Raw genomic sequence first — 12,473 nt, 5'->3', positions numbered from 1 at the left:
CCAACCCAGGCTGCATTAGCTAGCCAGGCGTCAGGAAAAATCGATGCGCTGCGTAGTTTGCGCATTAAACCAGTGCAGCGCCGCGGGGTCGAAGCCGGCAGTGATTTGCTCACCGGCCACGACTGCTGTAGTCGCCGGCACCCGCATTACTAGCAACTGGTCGCCAATCGAAGCATGTACCAGCAAATCGGCGCCCAGTGCTTCCACCAGTTCCGCTCGCATGCTCAAGCCAGGCAGGCCGAAGATCAACTGTTCGGGACGCAATCCCATGATGCAGTCATGGCCGGCAATTGCATTGCGGGTGAAAGGCAAACTGATGGCAGCGGCATTCTCTATCATGAAGCTGTTGCCGTCCGCCGCCACGCACCCATGCAGCAGATTCATTGGCGGCGAACCAATGAAGCTAGCGACAAAAGTGGTGGCAGGCCGTGCATACACCTCGGCCGGCGTGCCGATTTGCTCGGCGCGGCCGCCATTCATGACAATCATGCGCTGGCCCAGGGTCATGGCCTCGACCTGGTCATGCGTCACATACAAACTCGTGGTGCCCAGGGTGCGGTGCAGCTTCTGGATTTCCAGGCGCATCTGCACGCGCAGCTTGGCGTCCAGGTTGGACAGCGGCTCGTCGAACAGGAATACCGCCGGTTCGCGCACGATCGCGCGTCCCATCGCCACCCGCTGGCGCTGGCCGCCCGACAACTGGCGCGGCGTGCGCTGCAATAGCGCGCCGAGTTCCAGGATCTTGGCCGCCTTTTGCACGCGGGCCTCGATATCGTCCTTGCTGAGACCGCGGATCTTCAAGCCGTAAGCCATGTTCTCATACACACTCATGTGCGGATACAAGGCATAGTTCTGGAACACCATCGCGATGTCGCGGTCTTTCGGCTCCAGTTTGTTGACTACGCGGTCGCCGATGACGATGTCGCCGGAGGTGACTTCCTCCAGCCCCGCTACCATGCGCAGCAAGGTCGACTTGCCGCAGCCGGAAGGACCGACCATGACAATGAATTCGCCGTCGGCGATGTCGATCGAAATGCCGTGGATGATATCGACGGCCTTGGGTGCCTTGCCGTAGGTTTTCTTGACGTTTTCTAGGTGTACTTTTGCCATATCACTTCTCGGAATCAACCAATCCTTTAACAAACCATTTTTGCATCACCACCACCACCAGCCCGGGTGGCAGCATCGCCAGCACCATGGTGGCCATGACCATATTCCATTCCACTGCTGAATCGCCGCCGACGATCAGCGTCTTGATACCGATACCGATCGGATACATGTCCTGGTTGGTGGCGACCATCAGCGGCCACAGATACTGGTTCCAGCCGTAGATGAACATGATCACGAACAGCGCGATGATATTGGTGCGCGACAGCGGCCAGATCACATCCTTGAAAAAGCGCAATGGGCCCGCGCCGTCGATGCGCGCCGCCTCCGCCAGTTCGTCCGGGATGGTCAGGAAGAACTGTCGGAACAGGAAGGTGGCGGTAGCCGATGCAATCAGCGGAATGGTCAGGCCGGCATAGGTATTGAGCATGTGGAAATCGGACACCACCTGATAGGTCGGCGTGATACGCACCTCGACCGGCAGCATCAAGGTCATGAAAATCATCCAGAAAAACAGCGAGCGGCCGGGGAAGCGGAAGTAAGTCATGGCAAAGGCCGACAGCATCGAAATCGAGATCTTGCCGATCGCAATCGCCAGCGCTGAAATCAGGCTTACCACCAGCATGCGCGCTACCGGCGGCGATGAAACGTTGCCGGAAGTGCCCTTGGTCAGCAATGCGCTGTAGTTTTCGATGAAATGAGTGCCGGGCAGCAGGGACAGAGGCGCTGCCGAGGCTTGCTCTGCAGTTTGCGTACTGGCGACAAAGGCGATGTAAAGCGGAAAGGCGATGATGATGACGCCCAGGATCAGCACCAGATGGCTGACCATATCGAGGATGGGGCGGCGCTCAATCATGGGCGTCTTTCAAGGCATTGCGAGAAATGGTTTTCATGCGTACTGGACTTTCTTTTCAACATATTTGAACTGGACCACGGTCAGCACGATGACGATGGTCATCAGGATCACAGACTGCGCAGCCGCACCACCCAGGTCGCCGCCCTTGAAGCCGTCATTGAACACCTTGTAGACCAGGATGTCGGTGTCCTTGCCGGGGCCGCCTTGGGTGGTAGCCTCGATAATCGCAAAGGTGTCGAAGAAGGCGTAGACAATATTAACCACCAGCAGGAAGAAGGTAGTGGGCGACAGTAGCGGGAACACAATGGTGGCAAAGCGCTTGACCGGTCCGGCGCCGTCGATGGCGGCGGCTTCAATGAGCGATTTCGGTATCGATTGCAGGCCGGCCAGGAAAAACAGGAAATTGTAGCTGACCTGTTTCCAGACGGCGGCGATCACGATCAGGATCATCGCGTGACGGCCATTCAAGACATGGTTCCAGTCGATGCCGACGTAGTGCAGCCAGTGGGAGACGATGCCAAGAGTCGGACTGAGCATGAACATCCATAGCACGCCGACTACCACCGGCGATACCGCGTACGGCCAGATCAGGAAGGTTTTGTAAACGGCAGCGCCTTTGATGACGCGATCGGCGAAGGCGGCCAGGATCAGCGACAACGACAGGCCGAGTCCTGCAACCAGTACCGAAAAGACGGCGGTGGTCTTGAATGATCCGAGATAATTGCTGTCGGCGAACAGCGTACGGAAATTATCGAACCAGACGAATTCCGAGTAGCCGCCAAAGGCGTCCTGCAGCAGCATTGACTGGTACAAGGCTTGTACCGCTGGCCAGACGAAAAATAATAGGGTAACAATGATCTGCGGCGCGACCAGCGCATAGGGTAGCCAGGCAGATTTGAAGCGAGCGCGTTTTTCCACGATGGGACTTTCAGGGTGTGGCTAAGATGCAGTTCCCGCAGTGTAGGCGAACACCGCGGGAAAGACTAAGAGACTGTTGCAAAATTAATCTGGCGTTGTTGCCCTTGCAGGGCGCCCCCGGGCTTGCAAGCCCGGGCCGTTCCGCAGGCAGACGACAATGTCGTCTGAAACCCCTGCTACACCCTCCTAGCCGTACTACTCGTACTGTCTTCGTCGGCGCGCCTAGCCAGTTTAATTTTGCAACAGCCTCTAACTATTCAAGCTTTGCCGAAAACCAAAGCCTTATGCGGCCCTGGTTTAGCGATAGTGATGATTACTTGTTGGTTTTTTCAAAACGTTCCAGCAACAGGTTGCCGCGCTCCACTGCAGTATCCAGCGCTTGCTTGGCAGATTTCTTTCCGGCCCAGACATTTTCCAGTTCTTCGTCGATGATCGTACGGATCTGCGGCATGTTGCCGAGGCGGATACCGCGCGACTTGTCGGTGGTCTTGGTGATCATCTGCTTGACTGGGACGTCGGTGCCAGGATTGCGATCATAGAAGCCGGACTTGCGGGTAATCTCGTAAGCAGCGAGCGTGGTCGGCAGGTAACCGGTCTCCTGGTGCCACTTGGCTTGCACTTCCGGCTGAGAGAGGAACTTGAAGAACTTGGCCACGCCTTTGTAGTCTTCGGTTTTCTTGCCGCCCATGACCCACAGCGAAGCGCCGCCGATCATGGTGTTTTGCGGTGCGCCGGGGACATCGTTGTAGTAAGGCAGCGTAGCGATACCAAACTTGAACTTGGAATTCTTGGCGATATCTGCATAGCTGGAAGACGAGCCGGTCAGCATGCCGCATTCGCCGGCATAGAATTTCGAGGTTGCCTCATCCTTGCGACCGGCATAGGTAAACAAGCCTTGCTTGGCCCAGTTCGCCAGGTTCTCGATATGCTTGACGTGCAGTGGGCTGTTGAACTTGAGGCGTGTATCGAGACCGTCGAAACCGTTGTTCTTGGAAGCGAATTCAACGTTGTGCCAGGTCGAAAACGACTCCAGCTCCACCCATGACTGCCAGGTCGTGGTGTAGCCGCATTTGGCGCCGCTGGCTTTCAGCTTGGCGGCATCTGCTGCCAGCTCAGTCCAGGTGACTGGCGGCTTGTTCGGGTCGAGGCCGGCCTTGGCGAACATGTCCTTGTTATAGAACATGACAGTGGTCGAACTGTTGAAAGGCAAGGACAGCAAACCGCCCTTGGGGGCTGCATAGTAGCCGCCGATGGCCGGTACGTAGGAGGCAGGATCGAACGGTTCGCCGGCCAGTTTCATGACTTCCGACACCGGCTTGATGGCGCCTTTGGAGTACATCATGGTGGCGGTGCCGACTTCGAACACCTGCAAAATATCGGGGGCGTTGCCGGCGCGATAGGCGGCGGTTGCGGCAGCCATGGCTTCGTCGTATGCGCCCTTGTAGATCGGAACTACCTTGTACTCGGTCTGGCTCTTGTTGAATTCGTTGGCCAGGCCGTTGACGCGATCGCCGAGGGCGCCCGCCATCGAATGCCACCAGGATATTTCAGTAACGGCATGTGCCGATACGCTTACTGTGGCGAGCGCGCAGGCGATGGCTAGTGCGTTGAATTTCAATTTCATGGGGCCCCCGTAAAGTTTTTGATAGTAGCGAATCGATATGACGACCGCGTGACAGTTGTGGACTCGTCCCAAACCGGGATTCTGTAAAGCCGGATTCTATAGGTGACTTTATGGACGGCGCAACGTTTGTTTTGCCATTTAGCCATGGCCGTCCAACTATGTGCGTTAGCTGCGGCTTGTCTTCGTTAGTTAGTATGAGTACCTGGAATGTATATTGGTGTAATAAAAATTACCTATCACCTGAGGAGCGCCACTAGCTTTGCGATTGACAAGAGATAAATCCTTAAATACCATCGATTGCAATGTTTTTTTACGTAAAAACGACATAAGTGTAAATTAAATTACACGTCATAAAAATATCAGGAGAATCAATGATCCCGCGTCAGCTGTTCAATTCCGACCACGAAGAATTCCGCCAAAACCTGCGTCGTTTTCTTGACACTGAAGTGTTGCCGCGCCACGCCGCCTGGGAAGAGCAAGGTTTTGTCGATCGCGATATCTGGCAGCGCGCCGGGGAATTAGGTTTCCTCTGTACCAACATGCCGGAAAACTACGGTGGTTCCGGTGTCGACCGCAAGTTCAGCACCATCGTGCTGGAAGAACTGGCCAGCACCAACGCTTCCGGCATCGGCTGGCCGCTGCACTCGGACATCGTGGCGCCTTATCTGCTGCGCTACGGCAGCGAAGAATTGAAGCAAGCCTGGCTGCCGAAGATGGCGGCGGGGACGGCGATTACGGCGATAGCCATGTCGGAGCCGGGCACTGGTTCAGATTTGCAGGCGATACAGACCACGGCGATTGAAGATGGCGACGATTACATCGTCAACGGCTCCAAGATTTTCATCACCAATGGCTACAACAGCGATATGGTGGTGGTAGCGCTCAAGGTAGGCGACAAGGCGCGCGGCGCCAAGAACGTTTCCTTGCTGGTGATCGAAGCCGACCGCCCCGGTTTCAGCAAGGGCAAGCCGCTGAAGAAAATCGGCATGAAAGCGCAGGATACCTGCGAACTCTTCTTTGAAAACGTGCGGGTGCCGAAGACCAATATCGTCGGCCAGATCGGCGCCGGGTTTACTATGTTGATGCAGGAACTGGCGTGGGAGCGGCTATTGATCGCCATTACCTCGGTGGCCAATGCCGAAGCGATGCTGGACGCCACCATCGAATACACGCGAGACCGCCAGGCGTTCGGCCGTTCGGTGTCGTCATTCCAGAATACCCGTTTCAAACTGGCCGAGATGAAAACCGAGCTGCAGATTGCCCGGGTGTTCGTCGACAGGTGCGTCGAGCTGGAAGTCAAGGACGAGCTGCAGGTGGATGCCGCAGCTGCCGCCAAATACTGGTGCTCCGACTTGCAAGGCAAGGTGTTGGATCAATGTTTGCAACTGCACGGCGGTTATGGTTTCATGCAGGAGTATCCGATTGCGCGGGCCTTCATCGATGCCCGCGCCCAGCGTATCTATGGCGGCACCAATGAAATCATGAAAGAGATCATCTCGCGGAACATTTAAATGGTTTTCCGTGGATGAGGGTTTTTAATTAACGAAGATATACACCATGACAAATGAATTACGTTACGACGGCCGCGTGGCCATAGTCACCGGTGCTGGCAATGGCCTCGGCCGGGTCCACGCTTTGCTACTGGGAGCGCGTGGCGCCAAGGTGGTGGTGAATGATCTTGGCGGCGACGTCCACGGCGGCGGCAAATCCAGCGCTGCCGCCGATCAGGTCGTGGCTGAGATTATCGCCGCTGGCGGCGAGGCAGTCGCCAACTACGATTCAGTGGAAGACGGCGACAAGATCGTGCAGACCGCGCTCGATCATTTCGGCGGCATCGATATCGTGATCAACAACGCCGGCATTTTACGCGACAGCAGCTTCGCCAAGATGACTGAGGATGACTGGGATCTGATCTACCGCGTGCATGTGCTGGGCGCTTTCCGCGTCACCCACACCGCCTGGCCGCACATGCGCAACAAGGGTTATGGCCGCATCGTCATGACGACTTCCGCCGCCGGCATCTACGGCAATTTCGGGCAGGCCAACTACAGCATGGCCAAGATGGGTTTGATCGGCATGGCCAATACGCTGGCGGTTGAGGGCGCGTCCAAGAACGTGCTGGTCAATACGATCGCGCCGCTGGCAGGTTCACGCATTTCGGAAACCGTGATGCCGCCGCAGATGCTGGAAGCGCTCAAACCGGAATATGTCGCGCCGCTGGCAGCCTATCTGTGCCACGAAAGCAGTAAGGAAAACGGCAGCCTGTTCGAAGTCGGCGCCGGTTTCCATGCCAAGCTGCGCTGGGAGCGCACCCAGGGCCACCATTTCCAGGGCAAGGCTTTCGGTCCGGAGGAGATTGCAGAAAAATGGGCGGAGATTGGCGATTTCAATGACGCCACTTATCCCAAGACCATTGGCGAGTCCTTGATGTCGATTCTACAAGGCGTGAATTCGCCATTCGGCCAAGGCAACTAGTTTCGGCCATGGCCAATCCGCTTCTGTCCGGCATCCGGGTGCTTGACCTGACCCGTTTGCTGCCCGGCCCCTTTTGCAGTTTTTACCTGGCGCAGCTGGGAGCCGAAGTGATCAAGCTGGAAGAGCCACAGGGCGGCGATTATGCCCGCATGCTGGCGCCGGAGCTGTTCATTCTGGTTAATCGCGGTAAAAAATCGGTCACCCTCGATCTGCGGCAACAGCAAGCCGTGGAAGTGCTGAAGTCGATGGTCGCCGAGGCCGACGTCTTGATTGAATCGTTCCGGCCTGGCGTGATGGACAAGCTTGGCTGCGGTTATCAAACATTGAAGCAGGTCAATCCGCGTCTGGTGTACGCAGCGTTGACCGGCTATGGTCAGACCGGGCCTTATAAAGACCGCGCCGGGCACGACATGAACTACTGCGCGTATGCCGGCTTGCTGGATCAAACCGGCGTTGCCGACGGCGCGCCGGCGCTCTCGAATTTTCAAAGCGCCGACCTCGCCGGCGGTGCACTGACCTGCGCACTCGGCATCCTTGCCGCAGTGATCGGCGCGCAGGCGTCTGGCCAAGGCACGTTGGTCGACGTCGGCATGCTGGATGGCACGCTGGCGCTGCAGGCACTGTCGCTGGCGACCATCCGCACGCTCGGCGAAAGCAAGGCGCGCGGTAGCGACATGCTGAGCGGCGGCTTGCCCAATTACAGCATCTATGCCTGCGCCGACGGCAAGCATGTGGCGCTGGCAGCGCTCGAACCGAAATTCTTTTTCAATTTCTGCAAAGCCGTCGGGCGGCCCGATCTCGCCGCCTTGCCGCTGACGCCAGGAGCGGATGGCGATGCATTGCGCGACGCCCTCGGCATATTATTCAAAACACGCTCGCGCGACGAATGGGAAACCCTGCTGGCGGACAGCGATTGCTGCGTGTCGGGTATCTACAGCCCGCAGGAAGCACTCGTCAATCCGCAAGTCAGGGCGCGAGGCCTGATCAGGATGGAGGACGGTAAACCAGTATCGGACCTGCCGATCCGATTTAGCGACACCGATGTTGCGACGGTTAGAGGCTGTCCTGCGTTGGGAGCGGATACCGCAGTCGTGCTGGCGCAATTGGCGGGTATGGATGACAAGTCGTTGACTGCGCTGGCGGCTAGCGGTGCAATCTAATGGATGCAATGCAAGGCGATTTCAAGCAAGACTAAAGAAAATATAAAAAGCAGCAAGCAGCTTCCCTGATCTTTGTGTGAGGAGACACCCGTGAACGAACAAAAGAATTCGGTGCAAATGATGTTGCAATGGGCGGCTGCAAAACCCAACGCATCCTGGCTGTTTCAACCGATTCTTGGGCAGTGGAAAACCACAACCTGGGCACAAGGCAGCGATCAGGTCAGGCGCATGGCGGCAACGCTGAAAGCCATGAACTGGGCACCCGGCAGCCGCATCGGCATCTCTGGCCGGAATACCGCGCACTGGATCATGGCGGACCTGGCGATTACCATGGCCGGTCACGTCAGTGTCGGCTTGTATCCGAAGCAGGCATCTGCCACCACCCGTTATATCCTCGAGCATAGCGAAGCCAAGGCGGTGTTTCTAGGGCCGATGCCTGATGCAGACGATTTTATGGCCGCGATTCCGTCTTCGGTCTGCACCATTTCTTTTCCCTATCAGGAAGCGCCGGTGGGGCAACTCAAGTGGGATGAACTGGTTGCGGCCACTGCGCCCATGGCGTTGGAAGCCTATCAGGCGCCGCCGCCAGAGGCGCTAATGACTCTGATCTATACCTCGGGCACCACCGGCAATCCGAAAGGCGTGATGCTGAGTTACGGCAATGTGCTGTTTGCTGTCTACAGCATCATGAACCTGGTGCCGTCCCTGGGCCAGGAATGCTACTTCTCCTATATGCCGCTGGCTCATGCATTCGAACGTTTTGCGATCGCGTTACCGAGTTGCTATAACGGTGGCGAAGTGCATTTTCTTGAGAATGTCGACAAGATGGGTGAGCAGTTGGCGCAGGTCGCGCCGACTCGCTTCTTCGGCGTGCCGCTGGTATATGGCCGGATCCAGACCGCCATCCTGCACAAGATGCCGCAGCATAAACTTGACCGCTTGATGGCAATCCCCTTGCTGCGTACGATAATCCGGCGCAAAATCCGGGTCGCCGTCGGTTTGCAGCATGTCCGCTTCTGCCTGTCGGGAGCTGCCCCGATACCGGCCGCGCTGCTGGACTGGTACAAACGCAACCTGGGTTTGGTCGTATTGCAAGGCTATGCGCCGACCGAAGCCTCGGTCTATTCCAGCGCTTGCCTGCCGGACCAGAACCGTATCGGTTCCGTCGGCAAACCGCCACAGAACGCCGGCTTCAAGTTATCCGACGACGGTGAAATCCTGTTCAAGCATCCGGGCTTGATGATGGGTTATTACAAGGATCCGGAAAGCACCCGGGCGGCGTTTACCGAGGATGGTTATCTCCGTACTGGCGACAAGGGTAGGGTGGACGAAGACGGTTATCTGTATATCACCGGCCGGATCAAGGATATTTTTAAAACCGCCAAGGGAAAATATGTCGCGCCAGCACCCATCGAATGTTTGCTGGCCCGTGATACGGATCTGGAAAACCTGCTGTTCATTGGCAGCGGCATGAATCAGCCAGTGATGGCGGTGACCTTGACCGCTGCGGCGCGCGGCAAGCCGCGCGCCGAAGTGGAACAGGGTTTGATCGCCGAGATGGCTGCGGTCAATACGACGCTGGAACCACACGAAAAGATCGCCAAGTGCGTCGTGTTGAAAGATGCATGGAACATAGAAAACGGCTTGATGACGCCGACCATGAAAGTCAAACGGAACGAGGTGGAGAAGCGCTACGCCGGACTGATGGAGCGGGAACTGCAGATACGCAGTGCGGTCGGATGGGAATGAACGGCAGAAAATATCATCAACAGATTTTTAAACAACCAGAGGAAATGCAATGACAGTCAACGACATCATAAAACTCATGCCGACAGCGCTGGATAGCGTCGCCGCAGGGAACATGAAAAGTACTATCCAGTTCGACATTTCAAAGCCGATGTACCTGTTGATCGATCACGGTAAGTGCAGCGCGCACGAAGGCATGGCCGATGCTTCCGACGTCACGTTGACGATGGCGGATGACGACCTGAAGGCAATGCTGAAAGGCGAACTCAACGGCGCCATGGCATTCATGAGCGGCAAGCTGAAACTGAAGGGCGACATGATGCTGGCGCAGCGGATTCCTTCGTTGTTTGACGCCAGCAAGATTTCCTGAATAGCGGGAGTCAAGGTTGGGTTAGCGCAGCGCTAACCCAACTAACTGAGTGAGGGTGTCTCGGTCATTCGAAGCGTTTGCCGTGCTCCGCCATCTTCACCAGTATTGCCGCCGGTGCAAAATAGCTGCCGAACTGCTCAGCCAGCTGTTCCGCACGTTTGACGAAATTGACCAGGCCATAGGCATTGATGTATTGCAGCGCACCGCCCTGGAACGGCGCAAAACCCCAACCGAAAATGCTGCCGATATTGGTGTCCGCAACCGTCATCACCACGTTCTCTTCGTAGCATTTGGCGGCTTCGTTCGCCTGCACAAACATCATCCGTTCGATCAGATCCTTTTGCGGCAATTGCTTTTCCGCTAGTGGGAAGGCTTCCAGCAAACCTGGCCACAGGTGCTTGCTGTCATTTTCCGGATAATCATAGAAACCTTTGCCGGCTTTCTTGCCCTTGCGGTCCAGTTGGGTCACCATTTTTTCCAGTCCCGCGTCGGCCGGATGCCCGGCAAAAGGCTTGCCTGTCGCAGCGAAATCCTTGCGCGTCTGTTGCAGGATATGCAGCGACAAGGACAAGCTGACTTCATCGTGTACCGCCAGTGGTCCGACCGGCATGCCGGCCTGCAAACCAGCCATTTCAATAGAGCGCGGATGCTGGCCCTCCATCAATAACTTCATGCCTTCCATCACATACGTGCCAAAGACGCGCGAAGTGTAAAAGCCGCGCGAATCATTGACTACTATCGGCGTCTTCTTGATTTGCTGCACATAGTCGAAGCCGCGTGCCAGCGTTTGCTGGCTGGTATGTTCGCCGACAATGATTTCAACCAACGGCATCTTGTCCACCGGCGAAAAGAAATGCAAACCGATGAAATTGGCCGGACGTACGCTGGCTTGCGCCAGACCGGTGATCGGCAGCGTCGAGGTGTTCGAGGCGAAGACGGCATCGGCGCTGAGCACTGCCTCCGTCTTTTTGGTCACCGCGGCCTTGATCTCGCGGTCTTCAAAGACCGCTTCGATAATCAGATCGCAACCCGCCATGTCGTTGAAATCTACAGTCGGATGGATGCGTGCGAGGAAGGCGGTCTTGCCGGCTTCGGTCTGCTGTTTGCGCCGAATCGCCTTGTCCAGCAGTTTGCTGGAGTAGTTCTTGCCATTCTCCGCAGTTTCCATACTGTTATCCAGCAGTACCACTTCGATGCAGGCTTTCGCCGAGGCGTAGGCAATCCCTGCGCCCATCATGCCTGCTCCCAGGATGCCGACCTTGCTGACTTTGGATGACGCAAAGCCTTCCGGGCGCGACTTGCCCTTGTTGATGGCGTTGAGCTGGAACCACAGGGTGCCGATCATATTCTTGGCGACCGGCGACAAGGCGCAATTGACGAAGTAGCGCGATTCGATTTCGCAGGCAGTATCGAAATCGACGATCCCGCCCTCGAATACGCAGCTCAGGATGTTGGTGGCGGCCGGATAATTGCCATGGGTTTTGGCGCTGGCCATCGATGGCGCGATTGCCCATAACTGGCCATTGCCCGGGCTGCGTGAATCGCCGCCGGGCCAGCGGAATTTCTTGTCGTCCCAAGGCTGCTTGGTTTTGGGGTTGGCCAGGCACCAGGCCTTGGCTTTCGCCAGCATGTCTTCCTTGTCGCTTGCGAGTTCCTGGATGATGCCTTGCTGCAGCGCTTCCTCCGCACGCAGCTCCTTGCCTTCAAGGATCAGCTGCAGGGCGCTCTGGATGCCGATCATGCGCGGCAAACGCTGCGTGCCGCCGCCGCCCGGCAGCAAGCCGAGCTTCACTTCCGGCAGGCCGAACTTGGCTTTCGGATTGTCGATGGCGATACGGTGATGGCAAGCCAGCGCCAGTTCCAGGCCGCCGCCCAGCGCAGTGCCGTTGAGCGCGGCCACCACCGGACGTCCGCATAACTCCAGGCGCCGCATGAATCCCTTGAATTCTTGCACCAGATCGAAAGCCGCTTGTGCTTCAGTGATCTGGTACAGCTTTTCGATATCGGCGCCGGCAACGAAATCCGCCTTGCCGGAGGTGATGATGACGCCGGTAATCGTCGGATCCGCTTCGATTCGGGTAATCGCTTCCATGAATGGCGCAGTCAGCGCCTCGTTCAGCACGTTCATCGAACGGCCGGGCATGTCCAGGGTGAGGGTGGCGACGTTGTCGCTGTCTTTTTGAAAATTTACGCTCATGATCTTTTATCCGGTCAGTG

10 protein-coding genes are annotated in these 12,473 nt (G+C 57.0%); 5 read left to right on the top strand and 5 right to left on the bottom strand.

Annotated features, from left to right (window positions below):
• Nucleotides 1–30: 30 nt before the first annotated feature.
• The 4 genes from LT85_RS17820 to ugpB all read right to left on the bottom strand — a co-directional run bounded on the left by LT85_RS17820 (nucleotide 31) and on the right by ugpB (nucleotide 4,505).
• Nucleotides 31–1,110: a sn-glycerol-3-phosphate import ATP-binding protein UgpC gene (locus tag LT85_RS17820; protein WP_038491471.1), complete on the bottom strand. Its 1,080-nt coding sequence runs from the start codon at nucleotides 1,108–1,110 to the stop codon at nucleotides 31–33.
• 1 nt (nucleotide 1,111) lies between these two features.
• Nucleotides 1,112–1,963 (bottom strand): sn-glycerol-3-phosphate ABC transporter permease UgpE, encoded by an 852-nt coding sequence (gene ugpE, locus LT85_RS17815; protein ID WP_038491468.1) that lies wholly within the window; start codon nucleotides 1,961–1,963, stop codon nucleotides 1,112–1,114.
• A gap of 33 nt (nucleotides 1,964–1,996) precedes the next feature.
• Entirely contained in the window at nucleotides 1,997–2,881 is an 885-nt protein-coding gene (gene ugpA / locus LT85_RS17810; RefSeq protein ID WP_038491465.1) for a sn-glycerol-3-phosphate ABC transporter permease UgpA, read from the bottom strand.
• A gap of 313 nt (nucleotides 2,882–3,194) precedes the next feature.
• A complete protein-coding gene (gene ugpB / locus LT85_RS17805) occupies nucleotides 3,195–4,505 on the bottom strand; it encodes a sn-glycerol-3-phosphate ABC transporter substrate-binding protein UgpB (protein ID WP_038491462.1) in 1,311 nt (436 codons plus the stop codon).
• Between the two features lie 371 nt (nucleotides 4,506–4,876).
• On the opposite strand from ugpB, the gene LT85_RS17800 reads away from it, so the two are divergent.
• The 5 genes from LT85_RS17800 to LT85_RS17780 all read left to right on the top strand — a co-directional run bounded on the left by LT85_RS17800 (nucleotide 4,877) and on the right by LT85_RS17780 (nucleotide 10,256).
• Nucleotides 4,877–6,016, top strand: a complete 1,140-nt coding sequence (locus LT85_RS17800) for an acyl-CoA dehydrogenase family protein (protein WP_038491460.1) — start codon at nucleotides 4,877–4,879, stop codon at nucleotides 6,014–6,016.
• A gap of 46 nt (nucleotides 6,017–6,062) precedes the next feature.
• Nucleotides 6,063–6,980: an SDR family oxidoreductase gene (locus LT85_RS17795; protein ID WP_038491458.1), complete on the top strand. Its 918-nt coding sequence runs from the start codon at nucleotides 6,063–6,065 to the stop codon at nucleotides 6,978–6,980.
• Nucleotides 6,981–6,988: 8 nt separating this feature from the next.
• Nucleotides 6,989–8,140: a CaiB/BaiF CoA transferase family protein gene (locus LT85_RS17790; protein ID WP_038491456.1), complete on the top strand. Its 1,152-nt coding sequence runs from the start codon at nucleotides 6,989–6,991 to the stop codon at nucleotides 8,138–8,140.
• 90 nt (nucleotides 8,141–8,230) lie between these two features.
• Nucleotides 8,231–9,889, top strand: coding sequence for an AMP-binding protein (locus tag LT85_RS17785; RefSeq protein WP_052135293.1), 1,659 nt, complete (start codon nucleotides 8,231–8,233; stop codon nucleotides 9,887–9,889).
• A 49-nt stretch (nucleotides 9,890–9,938) separates the two neighbouring features.
• Nucleotides 9,939–10,256, top strand: coding sequence for an SCP2 sterol-binding domain-containing protein (locus tag LT85_RS17780; protein ID WP_038491454.1), 318 nt, complete (start codon nucleotides 9,939–9,941; stop codon nucleotides 10,254–10,256).
• Nucleotides 10,257–10,320: 64 nt separating this feature from the next.
• Here the strand turns inward: LT85_RS17780 and LT85_RS17775 are convergent, their stop codons facing one another.
• Nucleotides 10,321–12,453: a 3-hydroxyacyl-CoA dehydrogenase NAD-binding domain-containing protein gene (locus LT85_RS17775; RefSeq protein WP_038491451.1), complete on the bottom strand. Its 2,133-nt coding sequence runs from the start codon at nucleotides 12,451–12,453 to the stop codon at nucleotides 10,321–10,323.
• Nucleotides 12,454–12,473 lie beyond the last annotated feature (20 nt).

Origin of the sequence: Collimonas arenae (genome assembly GCF_000786695.1) — a bacterium.
GTDB lineage: Bacteria > Pseudomonadota > Gammaproteobacteria > Burkholderiales > Burkholderiaceae_D > Collimonas > Collimonas arenae_A.
The sequence above is the reverse complement of the archived record's forward strand: the minus strand, read 5'-3'. Positions and strand labels throughout refer to the sequence as shown.